This is a genomic window from Thalassospira sp. MCCC 1A01148 (assembly GCF_001613795.1).
Lineage (GTDB): Bacteria > Pseudomonadota > Alphaproteobacteria > Rhodospirillales > Thalassospiraceae > Thalassospira.
Genome location: NZ_LPVZ01000013.1, coordinates 108,382 through 130,422 on the forward strand (window position 1 = coordinate 108,382; position 22,041 = coordinate 130,422).

Annotated in this window: 18 protein-coding genes; 9 read left to right on the plus strand and 9 right to left on the minus strand. The window is 53.2% G+C overall.

Annotated elements, in window-relative coordinates; all coding sequences use genetic code 11:
- The first annotated feature begins 20 nt into the window (after window positions 1–20).
- Window positions 21–1,079 carry a methyltransferase domain-containing protein gene (locus tag AUQ43_RS06065; protein WP_062955369.1) on the plus strand — a complete coding sequence of 353 codons (1,059 nt, stop codon included), beginning with the start codon at window positions 21–23 and terminating at the stop codon, window positions 1,077–1,079.
- Between the two features lie 161 nt (window positions 1,080–1,240).
- Window positions 1,241–1,366 carry a type B 50S ribosomal protein L36 gene (gene ykgO, locus AUQ43_RS06070; RefSeq protein WP_007090004.1) on the plus strand — a complete coding sequence of 42 codons (126 nt, stop codon included), beginning with the start codon at window positions 1,241–1,243 and terminating at the stop codon, window positions 1,364–1,366.
- A 109-nt stretch (window positions 1,367–1,475) separates the two neighbouring features.
- Here ykgO and AUQ43_RS06075 read toward each other — a convergent pair whose 3' ends face one another.
- Window positions 1,476–3,320 (minus strand): adenylate/guanylate cyclase domain-containing protein, encoded by a 1,845-nt coding sequence (locus AUQ43_RS06075; protein ID WP_062955370.1) that lies wholly within the window; start codon window positions 3,318–3,320, stop codon window positions 1,476–1,478.
- A 45-nt stretch (window positions 3,321–3,365) separates the two neighbouring features.
- Window positions 3,366–3,803 carry an Lrp/AsnC family transcriptional regulator gene (locus AUQ43_RS06080; protein ID WP_062955371.1) on the minus strand — a complete coding sequence of 146 codons (438 nt, stop codon included), beginning with the start codon at window positions 3,801–3,803 and terminating at the stop codon, window positions 3,366–3,368.
- 164 nt (window positions 3,804–3,967) lie between these two features.
- Here AUQ43_RS06080 and AUQ43_RS06085 point away from each other — a divergent pair, with 164 nt between their 5' ends.
- The 4 genes from AUQ43_RS06085 (at window position 3,968) to AUQ43_RS06100 (ending at window position 11,075) form a co-directional block, all read left to right on the plus strand.
- Window positions 3,968–5,050 carry a saccharopine dehydrogenase family protein gene (locus AUQ43_RS06085; RefSeq protein WP_062955372.1) on the plus strand — a complete coding sequence of 361 codons (1,083 nt, stop codon included), beginning with the start codon at window positions 3,968–3,970 and terminating at the stop codon, window positions 5,048–5,050.
- Between the two features lie 295 nt (window positions 5,051–5,345).
- A complete protein-coding gene (locus AUQ43_RS06090; RefSeq protein WP_255356107.1) occupies window positions 5,346–7,751 on the plus strand; it encodes a tetratricopeptide repeat protein in 2,406 nt (801 codons plus the stop codon).
- A 97-nt stretch (window positions 7,752–7,848) separates the two neighbouring features.
- Entirely contained in the window at window positions 7,849–9,072 is a 1,224-nt protein-coding gene (locus AUQ43_RS06095; protein WP_062955373.1) for an HlyD family secretion protein, read from the plus strand.
- Complete coding sequence (locus AUQ43_RS06100) at window positions 9,072–11,075, plus strand: glycosyltransferase (RefSeq protein WP_062955374.1); 2,004 nt, start codon at window positions 9,072–9,074, stop codon at window positions 11,073–11,075. Before AUQ43_RS06095 ends, AUQ43_RS06100 begins: the two co-directional genes overlap by 1 nt.
- 26 nt (window positions 11,076–11,101) lie before the next feature.
- Here AUQ43_RS06100 and AUQ43_RS06105 read toward each other — a convergent pair whose 3' ends face one another.
- The 3 genes from AUQ43_RS06105 to AUQ43_RS06115 all read right to left on the minus strand — a co-directional run bounded on the left by AUQ43_RS06105 (window position 11,102) and on the right by AUQ43_RS06115 (window position 13,525).
- Entirely contained in the window at window positions 11,102–11,605 is a 504-nt protein-coding gene (locus tag AUQ43_RS06105; RefSeq protein ID WP_062955375.1) for a universal stress protein, read from the minus strand.
- Between the two features lie 229 nt (window positions 11,606–11,834).
- Window positions 11,835–12,602 carry a TIGR02186 family protein gene (locus AUQ43_RS06110; protein ID WP_062955376.1) on the minus strand — a complete coding sequence of 256 codons (768 nt, stop codon included), beginning with the start codon at window positions 12,600–12,602 and terminating at the stop codon, window positions 11,835–11,837.
- Window positions 12,602–13,525, minus strand: a complete 924-nt coding sequence (locus AUQ43_RS06115) for a sulfite exporter TauE/SafE family protein (protein ID WP_062955377.1) — start codon at window positions 13,523–13,525, stop codon at window positions 12,602–12,604. Before AUQ43_RS06115 ends, AUQ43_RS06110 begins: the two co-directional genes overlap by 1 nt.
- A 120-nt stretch (window positions 13,526–13,645) precedes the next feature.
- On the opposite strand from AUQ43_RS06115, the gene AUQ43_RS06120 reads away from it, so the two are divergent.
- Both AUQ43_RS06120 and AUQ43_RS06125 read left to right on the plus strand, forming a co-directional pair.
- Window positions 13,646–13,897: a sulfurtransferase TusA family protein gene (locus AUQ43_RS06120; RefSeq protein ID WP_062955378.1), complete on the plus strand. Its 252-nt coding sequence runs from the start codon at window positions 13,646–13,648 to the stop codon at window positions 13,895–13,897.
- Between the two features lie 24 nt (window positions 13,898–13,921).
- Window positions 13,922–14,422: a GNAT family N-acetyltransferase gene (locus AUQ43_RS06125; RefSeq protein ID WP_232310601.1), complete on the plus strand. Its 501-nt coding sequence runs from the start codon at window positions 13,922–13,924 to the stop codon at window positions 14,420–14,422.
- Between the two features lie 26 nt (window positions 14,423–14,448).
- On the opposite strand, the gene AUQ43_RS06130 is transcribed toward AUQ43_RS06125, so the two are convergent.
- From AUQ43_RS06130 to AUQ43_RS06140, 3 genes are read right to left on the minus strand one after another with little or no spacing between them, the layout of a single operon-like run.
- A complete protein-coding gene (locus AUQ43_RS06130) occupies window positions 14,449–15,852 on the minus strand; it encodes a DUF2336 domain-containing protein (RefSeq protein WP_062955380.1) in 1,404 nt (467 codons plus the stop codon).
- Between the two features lie 12 nt (window positions 15,853–15,864).
- Window positions 15,865–17,601: a diguanylate cyclase gene (locus AUQ43_RS06135; protein ID WP_062955381.1), complete on the minus strand. Its 1,737-nt coding sequence runs from the start codon at window positions 17,599–17,601 to the stop codon at window positions 15,865–15,867.
- Window positions 17,598–19,466 (minus strand): EAL domain-containing protein, encoded by a 1,869-nt coding sequence (locus AUQ43_RS06140; protein ID WP_062955382.1) that lies wholly within the window; start codon window positions 19,464–19,466, stop codon window positions 17,598–17,600. The genes AUQ43_RS06135 and AUQ43_RS06140 overlap by 4 nt, the downstream gene beginning before the upstream one ends.
- A 342-nt stretch (window positions 19,467–19,808) precedes the next feature.
- On the opposite strand from AUQ43_RS06140, the gene AUQ43_RS06145 reads away from it, so the two are divergent.
- Entirely contained in the window at window positions 19,809–21,188 is a 1,380-nt protein-coding gene (locus AUQ43_RS06145; protein WP_232310602.1) for an FAD-dependent oxidoreductase, read from the plus strand.
- Between the two features lie 31 nt (window positions 21,189–21,219).
- Here AUQ43_RS06145 and AUQ43_RS06150 read toward each other — a convergent pair whose 3' ends face one another.
- Window positions 21,220–21,903 (minus strand): GGDEF domain-containing protein, encoded by a 684-nt coding sequence (locus AUQ43_RS06150; RefSeq protein WP_232310603.1) that lies wholly within the window; start codon window positions 21,901–21,903, stop codon window positions 21,220–21,222.
- Window positions 21,904–22,041: the final 138 nt, after the last annotated feature.

A 22,041-nucleotide genomic window follows, 5' to 3' on the forward strand; every position in this document is an offset into this window, starting at 1 on the left:
CGAACAAACAGGTAGTCGCCTTGAAACTGAAATTCTGGCAACGCAAGTCCAAAGCGGATGACGATATGTCCGATGAGGACGCAATGTCCGCGGGCGTCGCCGAAGAGGAGGCGCCGGAATTCGAAATGCCGCCCGGGCATCATCTTGGTCTTGGAACACGGTTGCGTGCCAAGTGGGAAGGTTACGACGATCCGGTCGAATACTACCTTTTGCAGCTTGAGATTGACGCCTATGCCGACTGGTTGCGCAAGATGCGGATCTGGCTGTCGCGACCTGTCGAGCCGGAGCTCGCCGAGCTTGATCTTGATGAAGAAATCGGCCGTTGGCCGCCAGATCGTATCCGTCTTTACGACAAGCTGTTTGATCATGGCATCATGATGCCCGGCGGGCATGAATATGCGCTCGAACTGGCCAAGCCGCTTGCGCTTGACGAGACGCTCAGTTGCCTTGAAATCGGCGCAAGACTTGGCGGTGTTGCACGCGTTCTTGCAGACAGGCTTGGCGTTTGGGTTACCGCCCTTGAGCCTGATGGCGAACTTGCACTTTTGGGCATGGAGCGATCCGTTCAAGCCGGTGTGCAAAAGAAAGTCCCTGTACAGGCATTTGATCCGTTGCAGCCAGATTTCCGCAAGGGATATTTCAACGTCGTCTACTCCTATGGCGAACTGTTCAAGATTCCGGAAAAGAATACGTTCCTGCAGGCGCTGGCAGAAACCCTTCGAGAACATGGTCAGCTTCTGGTGACGGATTATGTTCTGACACGCGACCTTGATGACAAGGAACTGGAAAACTGGGCAAAGCTTGAGGACGAAGAACTGTTCCCTTGGACCGCGCAGGAATATAAATCGCGACTGGGCGAGTTGAAATTTGATATCCGCATTGCAAAGGATGAGTCAGAAACGCATCTCAAGCATATCAAGCTGGCATGGATGACCATGTTGTCCGACATTCAAAGCTCTGGTTTGGACACCGATATGATGGATTATCTGGAGCCAGAGATGGAAATGTGGATGAATCGTGTAAAAATGCTTGAAAATGGAAGCCTGGCCTTTTATCGGTTCTACGCAACAATCAACTGATCGCTCGGGTCCTCGGTCCTGACGCGAGACTGCTGCTGGCGACATGGAGCGGGTTTATGCCACTTTCTGTCGCCGCAACCTGTTTTAAGTGTTGACAGGGGCATGTCGTACTTCTATTTTCCGGCTTCCTCGAAGGGGCCAAGTTTCTAAGGTTTAAGATTATGAAGATCCGGAACTCATTGAAATCCGCGAAGCTGCGGGAAAAAGGCTGCCGTATCGTGCGCCGCCGTGGCCGCGTATACGTGATCAATAAAAAGAACCCGCGTTTCAAGGCGCGCCAGGGTTAATTCCCGGTACCTTGTTCTAAGGTTTTACAAAACGCCGCATTGGTTATTCCAATGCGGCGTTTTTGTTGTTTAGTGTTCAGGCACCTGACGTGCCTTCGCCGATCTGTGATTAAATGTCGGTTAGCGTTGTAAACAGCTCTGTCTTGCTGTGACGACCCCGTAACAGAACATCCCCGGCTTTGCTGACGCGATCAGGGTTGGCCATCAGTTTACGGGTGGATTCCGAAATCAGGATGTGGGTTCCCAATATCTTGTTCTCCTGTTCCAGCCGAGAGGCCGTATTGACCGCATCCCCATGCACCGTAAAGGACAGCCGCGCCTTTGCACCGACATTGCCCGCCACCATAGAGCCGGTATTGACACCACAGCGCACCTTTAACTCAAGGCCCTCAAACGTGCGTTTCTTGACTTCCTTTTGCAGGGCAATGGCACTGTCCACTGCCGCGTCGGCGTGCTCTGCCAGATCATCAAACACGTTATAGACCGCAAGGATCGCATCGCCCTGGAACTGGGTGATGATGCCGCCATGATGTTCGATAATCTGGGTGGCACAGTCGAAATAGTCATTGAGCATCGCGATGATCTGTTTGGGATCAAGGCTTTCACACATGGATGTGAAGCCGACAATATCAATGAAAAGAACGGTTGCCTCGGTTTGTTGCGGGGGCAGAACGCCGGAATCATTGCCTGATGCCAGAAGCTTTTTGGCAATGGATTGCGGGACGAACTTACCAAACAAGCTGGTGATGCGTTCTCTGTCATGGACTGCCATCATCATGTGATTGAACGAACGCGCGGCATCATCGTATTCGCGAATACGACTGCCCTTGAGTTGCGGTACGTCGATTGACGCAATGTCTTCGTCCTCAAAGGCGCGCGCTGCACTGGCAAACCGCCGGATGGGCTTGGTGAATTGTCGGGAAAGGATGATGGCCACAATCACCGACAAAATGAAAACGCCGCCGCCCAAAACGGATGCCAGAACCAGGCGGTTCCATTCATCATTGAACAGTTCTTCGTCAAAATACATACCGATAATGACTGGCGAAATTGGTGCGGTCAGGATCTGGCGCGATACAATCAGGTGGTAGCGATCATTGTAGTCAAGGCCCGCCAGCCGGATGCCGCTATTGTGGCGCTCGTCATTTGGATCAAGCGGGATGTTTTCCGATTTGCCAATATTGGCCAGAACCGGATCGCCGATATCATGGATTGTCGGCAACGGAATTGGGCTGCGCGCGATGTCTGCGCCATTAATCAGTTCATTTGCCGTGTTTTCGCCCCAGTGGCGCAATTGCGGATGCGCCATGACGCGGTTGCCCCCGATCAGGATGAACGGTGTTCCGGGCAGGTCTTCGCGCCCGCGGATCAGGCTTTCCGACAGGCTGGACAGTGAAAGATACTGAATAAAGGTGCCAAGATAGTGGCCCTCATAAAACAGGGGCACCCAGCTTGTCAGGACGGTACGATTGAAATAGGGATCCCAGCGCGGATAGCCCGTTTTGTTCTTGGTCGGACCCCGAATCTGGGACAGTTCGGAAAACAGTATGTCGTCAGCTGGCAGAGTTCTGCGAATTTCGCTCATATCTGCGGGGCTAAACCCAATGAATTGGCGATCACCCGTAACCAGCCCATAAGCCATGACGTCCATGTCGGCCGCTGCCAACGCGCGCATGGCGTTTCGCCAGCCATATTGGAAGCTTGGGTCAAGGGCACCGGTTGATACCTGTTCAGCCACCCAGTCAGAGCGTTTGTCGACCTCGTTCATGCGTTCTTGCATGGTGCGCTGAACCGATGTCAGGTCAATATCAGCAAGCATTACCCACAGATTTCGGGTGTTCTCGTAGGCGGCTCCAAGACCGACATACAGGGATAGTCCGACACCAAAAACACTGGTCGCGATAAAACCGGCAAGCAGGACAGAAAGGACCGAATATCTGCGTTTCTTCGTCACGCGGTTTCTTCCAGAAAAGAGGTTTTCCCCAACCCCGAAGTCATCTTAACGGCGATCGAATTTGGTTGAAAGTATGATCGAACTTGATGTGCGTTTTATTCCAGACATTTCGCCAATCCGGTCCAGCACCCCGTCGAGTTCCTCGGGCGTGTTGGCGGCGACTTCAGCGATCAGGTCATACTCGCCCGAAACAGCAAGACAGCGGATGCAATGCGGGATTTTTTGCAAGGCACCGACCACACCGGCTGATTGCTTTTGTTCAAGCTGAATCATGACTTCGGCCAACAATACCGGCCTTGCGGAATCGCCCAGTTGAACGGTGTATCCCGTTATAATGTTGGACTTTTCAAGCCGTTCAAGGCGTTCCTGAACCGCACTTCGAGATAGTCCGACACCACGGGCCAAGGCAGCTGTCGGGATTCGCGCATTTTCCTGCAATCGTGCGATCAGTTGACGGTCAACTTCATCAATATGACGTTTCATCGGTTGAGCCCATTAAAATGACGGGTTTTTGTTTCCTTTTGACAGTATTGCCGGGTTGTAAGCGTTCGTCCAGAGGCTGAGCATTATCAGGCAACAACAAAACATGATCAGGGCAGGTGCAACATCGACGGTGATGGAGCCTGCTTGTTTGGGAGTTAGAGAAAATGAAAAAGATTTTGATCCTCGGGGCCGGGAAAATCGGTCGTATCGCTGCTGTGATGCTTAAGGAAAGTGGGGATTACGCGGTAACTCTGGCGGATGCGAGTGGGGATATGCTCGAAATCTGCGCCAAGGACGATGCCGCAACGCTGATAAAGGTCGATGTCACCGATGAAGCCGCACTGAAAGATGTCGCCAAGGGGCATGATGCGATTCTGTCGACCTGTCCGTTCTTTTTGAATGTTGCGATTGCGCGTGTGGCGCGCGCTGTCGGTGCATCTTATTTCGATGTAACAGAAGACGTCGAAACGACGCGCGCCATTCGTGAAATATCCAAAGGCGCAGACAGCGCATTTGTCCCGCAATGCGGATTGGCGCCGGGCTTTATTTCAATCGCTGCACATGACCTGTTTAAGCGGTTTGACCATGTCAACAAACTGAGATTGCGCGTCGGCGCCTTGCCGCAAAACCCGACCAACCGCCTGAAATACAATCTGACCTGGTCCACAGACGGACTGATCAACGAATATCTCAACCCGTGCGAGGCGATTCTTAATGGGAAACGCGTCGAGGTTTTGCCGCTTGAGGGGTATGAGCGGTTTACCATCGACGGGACAGAGTATGAGGCCTTCAACACTTCCGGTGGTGTCGGGGCATTGTGCGACATGCTTGAAGGCAAGGTTGATAATCTTGACTATAAAACAGTGCGATATCCGGGCCATCAGGAAATCCTGAAAATCCTGATTGAAGATCTGCGTTTGGGGGAACGTCCGGATATGATGAAGGAAATCTTTGAAAACGCCCTGCCGATCACCAAGCAAGACGTCATCGTCATCTTTGCCGATGCAATCGGGACCAGACGTGGCGAACTGTGTGAGGAAAGTTTCATTCGCAAGGTGCACGGTACGCAAGTCGGCGGGATTGACTGGTCAGCGATCCAAATCACGACGTCTGCGGGCTTGTGCGCCGTGATGGACATGGTTCTTACGGGAAAACTGCCAAGCCAGGGATATGTGCGGCAGGAAGAAGTTCGATTGGAAGACTTTTTGCAGAATCGTTTCGGGCGATATTTCGGAAAGCCGGCCTGATCGCATCTGATCAAGTCCGAATGACGTCTTGAACATCAAACCCTCTGGAGGCGTTTCTTCAGAGGGTTTTTCGTTATTTCAAGCTATTACCTGATGAAACCTGACCGTAGTTTTCAGATTAGGCGGCACTCTTTGCGGATCAGAAACGTCATGTTTTTGCAGACGTGGATTGCCCTGAAAATTTGTGGCAAAGACGTGGTTTGTTAACGCTTGGCTCTTATGGTGGGATCAAATTCGGTTTCTCTTGGGTAATAGGTATTTCTTGTCTGATTTTGCTGACATCTACCATTCTGCATTGAACCTGTATGAAGCAGGTCGGTACGCAGAGGCAGAAGAAACCTGTCAGAGAATGATCCGGTCATTCCCGCAGGCCGCAGAGGCAATGCATCTGGCAGGGCTCGTTGCAATGGCACACGGAAACCAGACATTGGCGGCAGAACGCATGGGGCGGGCCGCAATTGCAGATGCCAATAGTGCAGAAATTCAGCATGACCACGCGCAGGCGCTTAAGGCGATTGGCAAGCTGCGTGATGCGGTGGGGGCTTTCAAGCGCGCCATTCGGCTGTGTCCGGATGCGCCGGCCCTTTATTGCAATATTGCCAATACTTATCGTCAGTTGGACGAGCTTGAGGCCGCACGCGAAAATTACGAGTACGCGCTTGAACTGGCACCCGATGTTGCCGAAATCCATGCCAATTATGCAGCCTGCCAGTATGCGATGGGTGATATTGACGGGGCTGAAACATCCTGTTTGACGGCGCTCAAGATGCGCGATGACATCGTTAATGCGCTGGTCCTGATTGGCCAGATCAGATTGGATCAGGGACGAACTGTTTCGGCAAGTGAGCCGCTGCGCCGTGCATTATCGTTGGATCAGGGGAACCCGCGTGCCTTGACCGCCTATGGTGATGCCCTGTTTCGATTGGGGCAGTTTGCGGGTGCGCAACACTGTCTGCGGCAGGTTCTTGCCCTTGATCCCGACGACGCCAAGGCGCGCCGTACACTTGCGCTGCTCAATCTTCGTGTCGGGCAGGGCACAGAAGCGATCGGCGCGCTAGAGCCGCTTTTGGCGCAATCGCCCGATGATCCGCAATTGCTGCTGATGATGGGCGAGGCCTTGAGCCTTGTTGGTCGCCATGGCGAAGCCGTTGAAAGGTTCGGCGCTGCTATCGGGGCGGGCGGGGGTGATGATGCCGTTTTCCGCCTTGCGCTTGAACTGGCTGAAGAGGGTGATACCGGATCGGCCCAGTCCGTACTGCAAAACGGCATTGATCGCAAAATTGCTGCCGGTGAAAACACCGCCTTGTTCCGTACTGCGCGCAGATTGCTGTTTGCGCCTGTTCCGACCGATCTGGCCGCCCAAAATGACGAGGTAGTCCGCGATCTTCTGGATGATACGCTTGATGAAGACGCCTTGGAGCCCGACCTTGAATTTGTTGGTTCTGAGCGGATTGATCCGATTGTTCTGACGCGGTTCCCACCGGTCTGGCGCGCGGCATTGCGTCCCGAAGGCGACAAACAGTTGCGTGCGGTCGGGCATTACTGGGAACGCCTTGTATCAGGTTACGATGTCCCGGAAGTCAGCGCGGGCGCATCGCGTACGGGCGGGAAAACCCGCCTTGGCATTGTGTCTGCCAATATGTGTGAAAATGGTATCGGGCGATGGATTGCCGGTCTTGCCGATGCGATTGATCGTGACCGCTTTGATGTGACCATTATTCGCCCACCCACGGGTGAAGATGATATTACCGCACGTATTGACGAACATGCCGATCTTGTCGTGCCCTTGCCCCTTGATCCATTGCATTCCGCACGGGTGATTTCGGGGCTTGGACTTGACGTTTTGCACTATGTCGATCCGCAGTCCGATGCCTATACCATGTTGCTTGCGAGCTGGCGTTTGGCGCCGCTGCAAATTTCCGGTGGGGGTATTGCCGCGACCAGCGGATTGTCGAACATCGACTATCATTTGATTGCCGAGGACTGGGAAACGGCGGGCGGCGAGAAGCGGTTCAGCGAAAAGCTGGTGCGCCTTCCGGGCCTGTTTGTTAATGCACGCCCGCCAGAGCCGGTTGAAATGTCGGCTACAGATTTGCAACGACGCTGGCGATTGGCGCAGGACCGCAATACCTACCTTTGTCCACAGCCACTTGATGTTTTAACAGCCGAGTTCGATCCGCTGATTGCCGAAATTCTGCGACTGGACGAAACCGCCGAGCTTCTTTTGATTGCGCCGGAACGTGACAGTTGGGATGCCGCATGGGGGCGGCGGTTTGCTGTCAATCATGCCGATGTTGCCGGGCGGATGCGGTTTGTTGATGTGCGTAATCGGGCCGATTTGCTGTCGCTTTTATGTGCTGTCGATGTGGTGCTTGAAAGTCCGGCCTGGAACGATGCGATGTTGGCCTTTGACTGTCTGGGGCTTGGTGTGCCGCTTGTTACATTGCCGGGTAACGCCGCGCGATCACGCAGAAGCCATACCTGTTATCGCCAGATATCGGTCTTTGATTGCGTTGCCTACCATTCGGCTGATTTCGTTGATACGGCCCTGACACTGGCGACCGACAAGCGCCGTCGTTCGGTCGTGTCACATGCCATCAAAAGCCGTTCACACGTCCTGTTTGGTCAGAAATCATCGTTTGATGCCTATATGCAGTTCCTTGATCGGTCGATTGCGCTGCCAACCAATAAAGTGATTTAATTTCCAATAGATAACCTTGAAACAGTCTCGTTGGCGCACACATCATATGGGAATGTTTGTGCACGGCAGCGATGCCAGTTTTGGTTGAGGAAATTTTATGGCCTTGCGTTTTTCCAAGGGGCAGATCGTTCGTTTGATGGTCGCCTTGGCTATTGTGGTTATTGCGGTTTGGCAACTCGCCCCGCTCACGGTTTCGGATATCCGGCCGAACGGTGTCGTAAATGCCAAACTGGTGACCATTCAGGCCCCGATCAGTGGTCAGCTTGTCCGCGCCATTCCCGATGTCGGTGAACCGATTTCAGCCGGATCGATTATCACACGTATTACCGATGACACTGAACCTCAGGCGCTTCTTGCGCAGCTTGACGGCGAATATCAGCTTCTTCGGTCGCGGAAAACCGCGTTGATCGAAAAGCTGTCGACCCTGAACGGCTTGCGCCGTGACCTTGGCGAGCGGGTTCGTGAAATGGTGTCGGGGTCACTCGAAAGCCTGCATTACAAAACCCTTGAAGCACAGGCACGACAGAAAGGCTGGCAGTCAGTCGTCAAGGAACGTGAATTAAGCCTGAGCCGCCAGAATTCCTTGCTTGCAGATGGGCATGTCGCACAGGCGCGCGTGGACGAGGCAGAAAGTTTGCTGGAACAGGCACGCCAAGAGGTCGAACGCGCGCGGGCTGATGAAGAACGCTACCGCAAGGAAGCGGGTTCGCTTGAAAAAGGCGTCTTTGTCGGCGATGGCCAGAATGACGTGCCTTATTCACAGCAGCGCCTTGATGAGGTCGTGCTCGCGGTTGCCGACCTTAACGTTCAACTTACCGAAACAAACGGACGCATGGCGTCGCTTGAAAAACAGTTGCGTGATGAAAGAGCGCGCGCCGGTCGTCGCGAATCCATGCTTGTGCGAAGCCCGATTGACGGATTGGTCTGGCGTCGGATCGCGGCAGAACTTGCAACCGTGACCAAGAACAACGATCTGGCCAAGATCCTTGATTGCTCGGACATTCGGATCGAAGTTCCGGTCGATGAAAGCCTTTCGGACCGGGTTTTGATCGGTGCCACGGTTTCGGTTCGCCTGCAAGGGTCGCCAGAAGTTTATGAAGGTATCGTAAGCGGAGTGATTGGCACGCGCGCGGTCACGCCGGAGCTTGAATATGCTGCCTTGCCGCCACTTCTTAAAAAGGACGAAGTTCTTTTGGTTGTGCAGGTGCCTGATGCCGGTTTTGAAGATCGTCCGGAAACATTTTGCAATGTCGGGCGTCGGGCTGAAGTCAGTATTCCCAGTCGACTTAACAGCTGGTTTGGCGAAAGCGACCCGTCATAATGAGCTGGATCGCGCAATTCGCACCCTTGGCGCTTGTCATCGGTGTCATGATGCTGGCATCGCCATTTTTGCGTCGTGACCGGCTGTGGGCGCGTTGGCTGGTTGTGTTTTTCCTGATCGCTTTGATCGCGCGCTATTTGCCCTGGCGAATTACGGAAACAGTATTGCCTGCCGATCTCACCACCTTTCAGGGATGGTGGATCGTTTTCCTGTTTGCGATCGAGATCGTGTTTCTATGCGACATGCTGCGCCAGTCGCTTGTTCATTGTAAAATTGTTGATCGCAGTGCCGAGGCCGATCAGGCCTATGCCCGACTGTCCGCCAGACCGGTTGAAAGCTGGCCCAGCGTGGATGTTTTTATCCCCAGTTATAATGAACCACTTGATGTGTTGGAGCGCAGCATCGTTGGTGCGCTTGCAATCGATTACCCGAACAAGACGGTCTGGGTACTTGATGATGGCAAGCGCGACTGGTTACGCGACTTCTGCGAGCAGAAGGGTGCAAAGTACCTGACGCGCAAGGACGGCAGTCACGCCAAGGCCGGAAACGTGAATAATGGCCTCGCGCATTCCAGCGGGGATCTGGTTTGCATTTTTGATGCGGATTTTGTGGCCTATCGCCATTTCCTGAAACGTGTTGTCGGTTTTTTCGAGGATCCGACGATTGGTATTGTTCAGACTCCCCAGCATTTCTTTAACAAGGATCCGATGCAGCGCAATCTGTGGATTGCGGATCGATGGCCCGACGAACAACGGCTGTTCTTTGATCATATTGCGCCATCGGTTGACGCATGGGATTCGATGTTTTGTTGCGGGTCCTGCATGGTCATGCGGCGCAAGGCCCTTGATGCGATTGGAGGCGTGCCGACGGCATCAATCACAGAGGATATTCTGACCTCGCTTGAGATGCTGCGCAAAGGCTATCGCACGCGTTATCTCAATGAAAAGCTGTCGATAGGGCTGGCAGCCGAAAGCCTTCTGGCATTTCATACCCAGCGTGAACGCTGGTGCCAGGGGGGCATTCAAACACTGTTCCTGAAGGCTGGGCCGTTAGGGCCGGGACTTTCGCTTTGGCAGCGGATTTTGCTTTTCCCGATCTACTGGGTGTTTCACATTCCGGCACGCTTGCTGGTGATCATGATCCCGATCCTTTATTTCTGGTTCGGGTTGCAACCGCTTGAGAATGCCCGAAGCTGGGAAATCTTCTATTGGCAATTACCGGTGCTGATTGCCGGATGGGGAACGGCGCTCTGGCATAATGGCCGGCAGGCCTATCCGATTGTGAATGAAGGGCCTGCGGTGCTCGTATCACTCAGGCTGTTTCCGATTGTTGTCTCGTCGCTGATACGACCATTCGGGCGTCCGTTCAAGGTGACCCCCAAAGGATCTCAGTCCGGAGTAGGGAACTCGATGAATGAAGCGATCATTCTCGGTGTGTTGTTCGTCCTTACGATTGGCGGGTTCTTTTATAACATCAATACCGATGTCCGGATTATCGACAATGCCAACTTTCTGGCCGTTGGTGGTCTGTGGGCTGCGGTTAACTCGCTGACATTGCTTGTTGCGATATTGATTTGCTTTGAAAGCCCCGTGCAGCGCCAACAGGAACGTTTCCCGATTAGCCTTAAAGCGCGGATCAGGGCCAAAGGTGATGACCAACCGCTTGAGATGAACATCACGGATATGTCGTTGGGCGGGGCGCGCGTGATGTGTCCGGCAGAAGGTGTTGACCGCAACAGGTTTCAAAAAGGGGCATTAATTCAGCTGGATGCGGACGAGTTACCACTTCTTGACGCCAGTCTTGCGCGTGCATTTGTTAATGATCAGGAACAATTAGTTCTGACCCTTGATTTTACGCCGGAACCAGTCGGTGAGGTACGTGATGCGTTGATCCGCGTGCTGTACACAAGTGGCATTGATAACGCGTCAAAGCCAGCGGGAAGTTTCGCGCTTTGGGGGGCTTTGTTGCGCCGGATTTTCGGACGTGGGCCGGTAAAGAGCTAGGGCAGGAATATGAGTTTGAGCCTCGCCTAGCTCAGCGCGTCAATGTCAGCTTCTGAAAGTGCTGCAGGGACGATGGTTAGTGGAAGGCGCAACTGACCGATGGTGTCACTTTTGGTCAGTGCCGTGATAAGCGGGCCGGGGCCGTCGCTTGTGGTGCCAGCGGCCAGAACCAGAATGGAAATCTGTTCTTCTTCGTCAAGCAGGTTCAGCAGTTCATCCTTGATCCGGCCCTCGCGAATGAACAGAAGAGGCATGCTGCCGGTTTGTTCGTGAACATATGCAGCCAGTTCGTTGACCCGTGATTCTGCCTCGTCGCGGGCTTCTTCCTTCATCAGGTCACCAACAGCCATCCAGTGCTGGAATTCGGCAGGTTCAATTACGCTCAAAAGGGCTACGCGGCCCCCGGTATGTTGCGCACGACGGCAGGCATAACGCAGCGCCTTGGTCATTTCATCGCTGTCATCCACGACAACAAGAAATGTCCTGTTCGAAGTCGCACGAAGTTCCTGATCGGCATCAAAAGAAGGCATATGGGTTCTCTGAACAGTTGCACTCAACCGCTGCGACACTGAACAGATGTGGGACTGTTGTTACGAGCGGACAGACAAATTGTGCCGCAACTCGTTGCCCGTTTCCAAGTGATTTTTCGACGCAACGCCAAAGATTTATGCCTTGCATTCTCCGGGATGGGGATGCTGCGACCGCGAAATAAAACGGGTGCTGAAAGCGTGCTTGTATGCTGAGCGCGGCAGAGCGCTGTTAGCCTTTGCGGAATGCGACACTGGCAATCCAGCCGGCAACCACGGCAATTATCACCGCAATGATGCCGTACAGTGCTGAATAGCGATGGGCAAATGCATAGACCTCGGCACTAACCCCCGTTTTTGAGACAACCAAGGGTGTGGTTTTTACACTGGCAACCCCGCCATCGCGCATCAGATAGACATTAATGGTGTATGTGCCAGTCGGTGTGTTGGCCGGGAAATGGATATCGGTTCGAAACAGCTGATTGGACAGGAAACTGATTTTTGCGGGGCGTTCACCAAACAGACCGGCATTTTGCATATTGCGCACCAGCGCCTCGCGGTAGACTTTTTTGTCTGCATCGGTCAAATAGCTTTCGGCAACAAAGCGTTGATTATGTAAGCCGATGCGGTAATCGAGCAAAACTTCAGGTGGGGCGATAATATCCATCGGGCGGTTGGATGCGCTTGCGTAATAGGCAGGGATGTTTTTATAGCGTGCGCTTTCGCTGTTTACCCAGATGCCGACCTTACGTTCTTTCTTGCGAACGACCATGTCCTGATCCGGGCCGCGCACGGTAACGATCACGTCGCCTTCGTCCTCGACCGCACCGAAAAGAAGCACTTTAGTACCTGTGAAGCCGGTTGTAATCGCAACCAGATGATTGGACAGATCAACAACCAGCGGATCTGCAACGGCCTTTTTGACAACTGTTCCCATGCTCAGAATGGTCAACAGCCCGGTCAATATAACTGTCAAAAACACGCGCGAAGAAACTGTCATCACAGATCCCCCGGCATAACGGAATAAAGATCGCCCGGCGTAATCACCAGATCAAACAGCAGTTTCAAGCAAACTGACAGAACCAGAAGGCCGAGCAGGGCGCGCAGGTGCTCTGCCTTCAGTCGGGCGCCAAACTGTGCGCCGAACTGTGCGCCAATGACACCGCCAATCAAAAGCAGGATTGCAAGCGCAACATCAACCGTCTGGGTCTGGACCGATTGCAGGAACGTCACGTTTGCGGTGACAAAGATAATCTGAAACAGCGAGGTGCCGATAACGACACCCGTCGGCATGCCAAGCAGATAGATCATGGCGGGAACCATGACGAAACCGCCACCGACACCCATCAGGGCTGTTAACATGCCGACGAAGAAACCAACCGCCAGCGGCAAAAGCGCACTGATATAAAGTCCGGAGCGATAAAAACGCATCTTGAAGGGCAGGCCGTGGATGAAGCTGTGCTGATGCTTTTTGGTGCGGCGAACCAGACCACCACGGCGCCGTGTCCGGAAAATAGCGCGGGTGGCTTCGAACAGCATCATTCCGCCGATGATGCCAAGAAAGATCACGTAACAGAGCGAAATAACAAGGTCGATTTGTCCCAGCGAACGCAACCAGGCAAAGACCCAAACACCCACCGTCGAGCCAAGAATACCACCTGCCAACAGGACAAGGCCCATCTTGAGGTCGACATTGCCACGTTTCCAGTGGGCAAAAACGCCTGAAACAGATGAAGCGACGATTTGGTTTGCAGCCGTTGCAACGGAAACAGCCGGGGGAATACCGTAAAAGATCAAAAGCGGCGTAATCAGAAACCCGCCACCAACGCCAAACAGGCCAGACAAAAAGCCGACCCCGCCGCCCAGTCCCAGGATGAGGAATATATTTACCGATATCTCGGCAATCGGGAGATAGATTTGCATCGCGGGCAGGCTAACAGCGTTTGATTGATTGTTATTGTTCAGTCTAACATATTGTGCAAATGCAACAATCGCCAAATGGCGCTATATCGCACTGGCTTCGTATTTTTTATAAGGTTTCTCATGCCGTCATCTTCAAGTGACCCCCATGATGCAATTCTGGATGCGCGCGGGCTGATATGCCCGATGCCGGTTCTTAAGGCGAAAAAGGCGCTGCGTGACGTCAAGAACGGCGGAATCCTTAAGGTTTTGGCAACCGATCCGGGATCGGTTGCTGATATGAAATCCTTTTGCGAGATGACGGGAAACCGCCTTGTTTCCTCAGCGCAAGATGGAGATGTATTCATCTATCACATTGAGAAAACAGGTGCCTGACGCTTGATCTGCAAGCGCCCCACAATGAAAGTACCGTTAATGCCGCCAACCTCATCTGACCTTACATGGACCGATTGTGATTTTGATGATCTCACAGTCCGACAGGTTCACAGTCTCCTGAAGCTCCGCCAGCAGATATTCATCATTGAGCAAACCTGTATTTTTCCTGACATCGACGGGCTTGATCCGGTGTGCCGTCACGTGATTGCGTGTGATGGGGACGATGTGTTGGCAGCGGCGCGGATCGTGGCACCCGGGGTTGATCCCGATCATGCAGAACAAGGTGACCGACCGGCAATTGGACGCGTAGTTACCAGTGATCTTTTGCGCGGGCAGGGGGTTGGTCGCGAAGTGATGCAACGTGCAATTACGGCATGCACACGCGATTTCGTCGGGAAACCAATTTATCTGAACGGGCAGTTATACCTGCGGGCCTTTTATGAAAGCCTCGGCTTCGTTCAATTTGGCGACGAGTACGAAGAAGACGGTATTCCCCATATCAGTATGGAACGTCCAGCAGGCTAGAACCCAGTAACCAACACCAGCGGCAATTAACGAACGCCGCTGGTCGCCATGCCAGTGAAGAATTCAAGCTGCCAGTTCATGTCATCCTCGCTGAGCGGATATTGATTGCCGCTGCGCGGATTAAGGGTTTGACTGGGCGGAACATGGCCCAGTTTAACCTGGATCTTCACCGCAAGGTCGGCAGGAAGCCCTGCTTTCCATGCAAGCGAGACAACGCCTTTGGCGGAATGGGTGTTAAGGACCTTGGAAACCGCTTCTGGCGAGATGCCGGCCAGAACCGCAAGTGACGCACGCGCGAACTTTACGTCATTGGCCGCCAGTGCTTTTGCGACTTCCTTATCGGTCAGTTTTTTCTTGGCATGCATCGCCAAGGCCTTGTCAAAGGCAGGTTCTTCTTCCTCTTCGTCGTCATCAGCTACGACACCTTTTTTGTCTGACTTCTTGTCAGACTTCGGCTCTGGCTTGGCTGCAGCTTGGGACTTGTCCTTGTCAACCTTGATCTTTTTTGCGTCGGTGGCGACGTCATCGCGCTTTTCAAATTCTCCAGAAGCGATCCTGCGCTGAACGACTTCGCGAACGGCGTCGAGCTGATCCTTTTTAAGGTCCTTGCGGCGTTCAAGAACGCTGATCAGGTTTTCGGCAACAAATCGGGCCAGTTTTCCAGCGGCCGTCGGTGTCAGGGTCGGACGTTCGACCAGCGGTTCGTGCCACTCCGGATAGTCCGGGGCGCGATCAATTAATTGATCGAGTGTTTCTTCGCGGATTTGTGCCGACTTGTTGCCAAGTAGATGCGAAATTGCATCCTTGTCACTGCTTGCTGCAATTGCATCCGCCAGCTTTTCACCGACATTTCTCCGGCGCGAGACAAAGCTCAGAGCGCCGCGACCAGAACTGCCTTCAATGATTTCAAGAAGATCGTCTTCGGTCAGGACTGGGGAATACTGCAATACCGGGCCACAGACGACGCTTTCAGCGTCACGCGCCAGTTGCTGAATAATCGGTTGCGGGGCATCGGCGATGTCTTTGAGCGTCTCGGAAATCACCTGACGAACGTGCACTGCCTGGTCACGCGCAAGCTTGTCCAGGGCGTCATACGTCATCCGGCGCAGTTTGTCGGTTTCATTGGGCGTCAGCCCTGCCGACAGGTGGGCAATTTTTTCGGCCAGACTGCCACGAACACTGTCGTCGCTGTCATCGGTCAGAAGGACATCGGCCTGAAGCGGTGTCGCTTGGTTGGCGGCGATGTGACGGCGCACCGAGGAATCCTGGTCAGAAGCCAGAAAATACAGGATTTCAGGGCGTGTATCATGACGTTGTGCCAGCTTGCTGCGCACACCGGCATCCGGGCTGGCAGCCATTTCCTTGGCTTCATCATAGGTAATTGGCGTTTCGCTACGCTTGGTAAATACCCGCTGCAAAAATCCCTTCATCGGGCATTCCTCCTAATTTTCGATTTTTGCCGGATCTTTTGATCCGGGTGCGGCAGCGATGCCAAAACGGCCTTTGCCGAGTTTCTTGACCTGATACATGGTCTGATCTGCGCGTTGCACAAGTTGCTCTAGCGTTTCTTGTGAGTCTGCCTCGTGTACGGCGATGCCCACAGATATGCCCAGCGGGTGTTCGGCGTCACCGGAATACTTTGCAAGAACGGCGCTTTCTTTCATCAGCGTCTTGGCGCGTGCTGATGCAGCACTGATATCCGCACCTTCCAGCCACAGAACGAACTCGTCCCCGCCAAGTCGGGCCACAAGGTCGGCCGGGCGGACATTATCGTGCAATACTTGCGTCAGTGCGAGAATGGCATCGTCACCGGCCTGATGGCCGTGGATGTCATTGACGAGCTTGAAGTTATCCATATCAACATACATCAGTGCCGCAGGCGCATTTTCGCGGCGAAGGCGGCTATGACGACGTTTGAGTTCCTCAAAGAACGCACGACGGTTCAAAAGACCGGTCATGCCATCGGTCCGTGAAAGGGTCAGAATGCGTTCATGCTGGATCGCCTGTTCGATGGCGATGCCAATCTGGTCGGATACCTCGATCATGATCGCCCGTTCACCGTCACTGGGTTCCGGGTGATCGGCATCGAACATGAAGATCACCGCCCCGTTGTTACGCTGGTGATAATGGCAACGCAGCGCAACAATGCGAAACTCGCCAATCTGGGCGTCAAACATTTCTTCGGTGTCTTGCAGACGTTCCAGCGCCTGTTGTGCGATGTCGTTGGCAGACTTGTCTTGTTCGCCAGCGGCCTGTTCAAGTTCACCGGTTTCATCGTTGCGCTTGAAGATAATGCAGTAAGCGCATGCCAATGCGCGTGTGCAGGCTTCTGATGCGCCCTGCAGAACCATAAGCGGATCAATTTCATCTCGCATGGTGCGCACGATATAGGTCATGAGACGGTCACGGTTTCGGGCCGTTGCGACTTCGCTTTCTCGGCGGCGCTGCTCGGTAATGTCGTGCGCTAGGCCACGGGTCCCGATCCAAACCCCATCGCGTGAGTAAACAGGCGTAGAAGAGACCGAAAGACATGCATCACGGCCGTTGGAACGCCTGAACCAGACCGGCACGTCACGGACGGCCTTTTGGCTTCTAAACACGTACTCACTGTCCTGGTCGGCGGTATCAAGCAGGAAATTGCCCGGGAAACGTCCGACAATGTCATCGGCACGATATCCAAGGGCACCACGCGGAGAGACAAAGATGAACTTGCCCGTTTCGTCCGTTTCCCATGCAAAGGCAGACGAAACCTCGACGATATCGCGATAACGCTGGCGCGAATCAATAAGCGCTTCGCGCAGGTTGCGATCCATGCTGACGTCTCGCGGCAGGATCATGACCTGATTTTTGGTCGTTGGCAGGGCGGTAAGTTCGAGTGTTGCCGTACCGCGCTGTACTTCAAAGGTCATCAGTTCAACGACGCCGCCCGGTGTCGTCAGCGCGCGTCGGATTAACTGATAGATTTCCGGGAAAAGGCCGTCACGAATGCCATTGGCAAATCCGACGGCGTTTTTGTTGGCAAATAGCGGGACGCCCTGCGCATCCATCACGATTACCGGGGCTTCGGCCTCAGCCATGACCTTGGGATCGAGGGTAAAAACGTCGGCATCGTAGTCGGTCAGCTCGTCGGTCACATTCATATTCTTGTTTCGCGGATCAACAGAATGACGGGAAGTCATGCGCGTCCTCCTGTTTTGGTCGACGTATTCTGGTCCTTAGCGGTCACAGTGCCAGATGGCTCGGAAATATTGGTTTTGTGATAGTCATCCTCGCTGCCAATCGTGATTGGCGGACCAAGATGATATCCCTGACCATAGTCAATCCCCAGATCGCGCACGAGCTCGTAGCTGGACTGATCATGGATCATCTCGGCGATCGTACAAATTCCCAGATCCCGGCAGAGCAGGGCCGTTGCCTTCAGAAACGCACAACCCTTGGCGTTGGCAAGGGCGGTGCGCATTGCGCTGCCGTCAAATTTGATAATGTCGACATCAAGTGCGCTGAGATATTCAAAGTTTGCAGCGCCAGCACCAAAGTCATCCAGGCAGATTGCGTGACCGCGTTTGCGTAACATCTGAAGCCCGTTATTCACATCGGTCAATCCACGGATGCGGGACGTCTCCGTGACTTCAAAAAGAATATCCTCCGACGCGATATCATAGCCATCCAGCAACGCAATCAGGGCCGGCATAAAACCGGCCTGTTCAAGTGAATGGCCCGAAAGGTTGACCGCGACGGGATAGGGAATGCAGTCGGGATTGTCACGCAAGTGGTCCAGAACCTTTTGGCACATTGCCAGATCAAACTCGGTGATCAGGCCGGTGCCCTCGGCGAAATGAATGATCTGATCCACGGCAAGTGGACTCTCGCCGATGTTGAAGCGTGCCAAGGCTTCAAAGTGATGCATCTCGCGACTGTCGAGGTGAACAATTGGTTGAAGTGCCACGGCAAAGGAGCCGTTTTCAACAATTTCACGGAAAGCACGCACTGATTTGAGTGTTTCGTTGATCAAATGAGGCAGGCTTGCCGACAAACGTGCTGCGGTTACATCGTTCTGCGCTTTGCGCTGCATGCGATTGAGCGCATAGGCAACAGCCCGTGTCAGGTTTGTATCTCGGTCGCTCTCTGCATTCTCAGCATCGAAATGATGAATGTTTCGTGCACTTTCATAGTCATTGCCAAACAGATCTGCTGTCTTGGATCTGTGACTGCTTTGGTCCTTGGAACCCGAATTATTGGTCAGTGAGGTCAGGGCATCGATGCCCTCGACCGACCGTGGTGCATCGATTTCCTCAAGATCAGCGCGCAAAGCACTGGCATAGGCGACAATCCGGCGTTCCAATTCGATCATTGGTTCGTCGACCGGATGAATCTTGCTGGGTTTTTTAGCGACCTGTTCGTCCTTGAGCACACTGAAATTGAATTGTTTGGCTCCAATGCCAATCAGTCGTGCCAGTTCGTTGGTCGCAGCTGTTTCAGCCTGCGAGCGCGAGGCAGCCAGATTTTCAAGCACAACCAATGCCTCACTGTGATAGCTCATGGTTGAGATATCGCTTGCAGCGCCGGACTGGTTGGTCTCGGCACTCATATTTTGGCGAATGATTGCATTCTGTAAGATGATGCGGTCAATCCCCGACCGTGCGCGCGGGCGAATAGCGCGATGGCGGGCGGCAATGTAGTAGCGGCTGGATGGATCGGCGATCATATAACCGCTTAGTGACAGGGGAACGGGATCCTGAACCGGTCTTCCGTCTGATTCATAAAGTTGAAAGTCCAGATCCAGTTCTTCAAGGCGTTTCAAACCGGTGCCACTATGAAGATAGGCACGCAGTAACGGGCGTTCCGACTTTACAACGATTTTTTCGAATGCTTCGCCGATCAGGCGGTCGGGGGTGCATCCCAGCAGACTTTCCGTGGCGCCGGCAACAAACAGGATATAGCCGTTTTCATCGACCTCAAGAAGCATGTCAGCCCAGCAGAATGCCATTGCTGCCAGAAGATCCTGATCATTCGTTTCCGTCGAATAGCCGGTATTGTCTGTCATATGTGAACCGTCATCGTCAGCCGCCCGATTATTTCTCTAAGCGGCAGCTATATCTGTCTCTACTAAATAGCGATCTTACAAAGGAAATGAAGGATTTGCACTGGATATGGCAAAAAAAACATTCCGCATCCAGAAGATCATTTTTTTCCTAAAACACAATCACAGATGCATGGTCGTAAATCCACCCTTCGTATGGTTATCTGCCCCACTAACGATCAGGTGCCTAAAACATTAGGTCTTGATGTTTTTGGTGTTGTTATATCAACTCTTAATAGGGCGCGGATGCTTGCGCTTTCCACTTTCTATCCAGATAACCTGTATAAACAGATCTGTGAGGTCACTGTGCTAAGCCGCAACATTAATCGCCGCCAGTTCATCAAATCCGTTTTGTTGACAAGTGGTGCCGTCGCTCTTGCTTCAAAGGTTGGCGTCAAAAATGCCCATGCATTGGGAAACGTTTCCGTGATTGTTGTTGGCGCGGGTATCGCTGGCCTTGGTGCGGCACATATGCTGCGCAAACATGGTGCAAAAGTCACTGTGCTGGAGGCAAAAGACCATACCGGCGGGCGTCTTTTGACAGATTGGTCGATGGGCGCGCCGTTTGAAGTGGGGGCTGGCTGGATTCATGGACCATCCTCAGACAATCCCAGTAAACAACTGGCCGACGCGGTTAACGCCCAGTATGTCGTCACTGATGACGAAAACGCGGTTTATTTCGATCTTGATGGCTATGAGTATGACGATGATGAAGTTGAACGGATCGTCGATGCGTGGGAAGGGGTGTTGGACCACATTGACCGCACCTATGAAGTGAATGATCACCGTAGTCTGTTGCAGGCCATCAAGGATTATCGCCCAGCTTACCTTGAAGATCCGGGAATCATGTGGGCCTTTTCTGCGTTTACCGAGTTTTCAAAAGGCGGATCCATTGAAAAGCTCTCGGCCCCTCTGTTTAATTGGGACGAAGCTTTTGATGGTGCTGACGTTGTCGTAACGTCGGGCTATGACGAAATCCTGAAGCCTCTCAAGGAAGGCCTTGATATCAAGCTTTCCCATGTTGTGACATCCATTGATTACAGTGCCGATGAGGGTGTTTCGATCACCACGGATCAAGGAACCTTCGAGGCGGACTATTGCATCTGCACGGTGCCGCTTGGTGTGCTCAAGGCCAACAAGATTTCGTTTGAGCCTGAACTTCCAGGTGACTATCGGCAGTCCATCGAAAACCTTGGTTTCGGGAGTGTCACCAAGCTCGCCCTTAAATTCGAGGAGCCGTTCTGGGACATCGAAACGCAGTATTTCGGGATCACAACCGAGCCAAAGGGGCGATGGAACTACTGGCTGAGCTACCGGACATTTTCTGATGAAAATATCTTGCTGGGATTAAGCGTCGGGGACTACGCCCTGAAAGCTGATCAAATGTCCGATGCAGAGATGGTCGAAGACGCACTTGCGGTGTTGCGGACTGTCTGGGAGGACGACGTCACTAAGCCGATTGACGTTCTGGCGACGCATTGGTCAACCGATCCGTACACGCTTGGTGCATATTCATTCCCGCGACCAGGTAATCGCAAATCCGATTTTGATGATCTTGGTGAACCCGTCGCAGACCGCCTGTTTCTTGCCGGTGAACACACCATATTTGACTATGCCGGAACGACCCATGGTGCGTACATGACCGGTCTGCGTGCGGCAGAGTACATTATTGACGAAGAAGGCTAGGTCGCGTTCGGGGCGTGCCCTGATTGAACGGTCAAGCAGCGTTGTGACCCGCTTTTTTGCCTTCATCGGCGTCGCGGCGGCTGTGTTTTTGGTCGTACATCGCTTCATCTGCGGTGCGGATGAGTTCGCCAATATCGCATTTGGCCTCATAGGATGCGTGACCAAAGCTTGCTTTGATCGGAAGTGCCTTGCCCTGCCAAATCAGGGGGAAGCGGGCGGTCGCATTTTGAAGCTGTGAGATGCGTTTGTTTGCAGCTGCCGGATTGCTGCCGGTCATCAGTATGGCAAATTCATCACCGCCGAAACGTGCGACAAAGTCATCGTAGCGAGTATGTGTTCGCAGGTTCTGGCCAAAATGGCGCAGAACGGCATCGCCTGCGGCATGACCGTGTTCATCGTTAATTTGCTTAAAGCCATCCAGATCAGCAATCACCAGAATGCCGGCCTCAGCATTGCGGGCGGCGCGTGCAATGGCTTCGCGCATCCGGCGCATAAAGCCACGACGATTGTAAAGCCCGGTCAGTTCATCGGTTTCGACCATAAGTTCAAGCTGCTGGATGCGGCTTTGTTGCTGATCTAGGCGGGTTTGCATGTCACGTGCGAGATCAACCAATGTCGAAAGCGCACTGCGCTGTTCACTATCGTCAGACTCTTCGGTCGCACGATTGTTGATTGCTGTCTGATGTTGAAAATCAGCAGCAAGTTCGATCAACATATCTATTTGCGACTTTTGCATTGGTGATCTTGTTATCAATGACATCGAATGACGAAACCCGTAAAAGGAATGGAACCATTCTATCTTTCATGACGTTACAAGAACCTTAACGCGCTTGCGTCGTATTTGTGACGAAGC

Coding starts and splice junctions, on each gene's coding strand:
- AUQ43_RS06105 (WP_062955375.1), bottom strand. CDS start 11,605: ATGCCTTCTTTTGATGCCGATCAGGAACTTCGTGCGACTTCGAACAGG.
- AUQ43_RS06125 (WP_232310601.1), top strand. CDS start 13,922: ATGAAAGTACCGTTAATGCCGCCAACCTCATCTGACCTTACATGGACC.
- AUQ43_RS06120 (WP_062955378.1), top strand. CDS start 13,646: ATGCCGTCATCTTCAAGTGACCCCCATGATGCAATTCTGGATGCGCGC.
- AUQ43_RS06130 (WP_062955380.1), bottom strand. CDS start 15,852: ATGAAGGGATTTTTGCAGCGGGTATTTACCAAGCGTAGCGAAACGCCA.
- AUQ43_RS06110 (WP_062955376.1), bottom strand. CDS start 12,602: ATGACAGTTTCTTCGCGCGTGTTTTTGACAGTTATATTGACCGGGCTG.
- AUQ43_RS06150 (WP_232310603.1), bottom strand. CDS start 21,903: ATGTTGATCGAACTTGCTGCTGATTTTCAACATCAGACAGCAATCAAC.
- AUQ43_RS06095 (WP_062955373.1), top strand. CDS start 7,849: ATGGCCTTGCGTTTTTCCAAGGGGCAGATCGTTCGTTTGATGGTCGCC.
- AUQ43_RS06100 (WP_062955374.1), top strand. CDS start 9,072: ATGAGCTGGATCGCGCAATTCGCACCCTTGGCGCTTGTCATCGGTGTC.
- AUQ43_RS06115 (WP_062955377.1), bottom strand. CDS start 13,525: ATGCAAATCTATCTCCCGATTGCCGAGATATCGGTAAATATATTCCTC.
- AUQ43_RS06085 (WP_062955372.1), top strand. CDS start 3,968: ATGAAAAAGATTTTGATCCTCGGGGCCGGGAAAATCGGTCGTATCGCT.
- ykgO (WP_007090004.1), top strand. CDS start 1,241: ATGAAGATCCGGAACTCATTGAAATCCGCGAAGCTGCGGGAAAAAGGC.
- AUQ43_RS06140 (WP_062955382.1), bottom strand. CDS start 19,466: ATGACAGACAATACCGGCTATTCGACGGAAACGAATGATCAGGATCTT.
- AUQ43_RS06080 (WP_062955371.1), bottom strand. CDS start 3,803: ATGAAACGTCATATTGATGAAGTTGACCGTCAACTGATCGCACGATTG.
- AUQ43_RS06135 (WP_062955381.1), bottom strand. CDS start 17,601: ATGACTTCCCGTCATTCTGTTGATCCGCGAAACAAGAATATGAATGTG.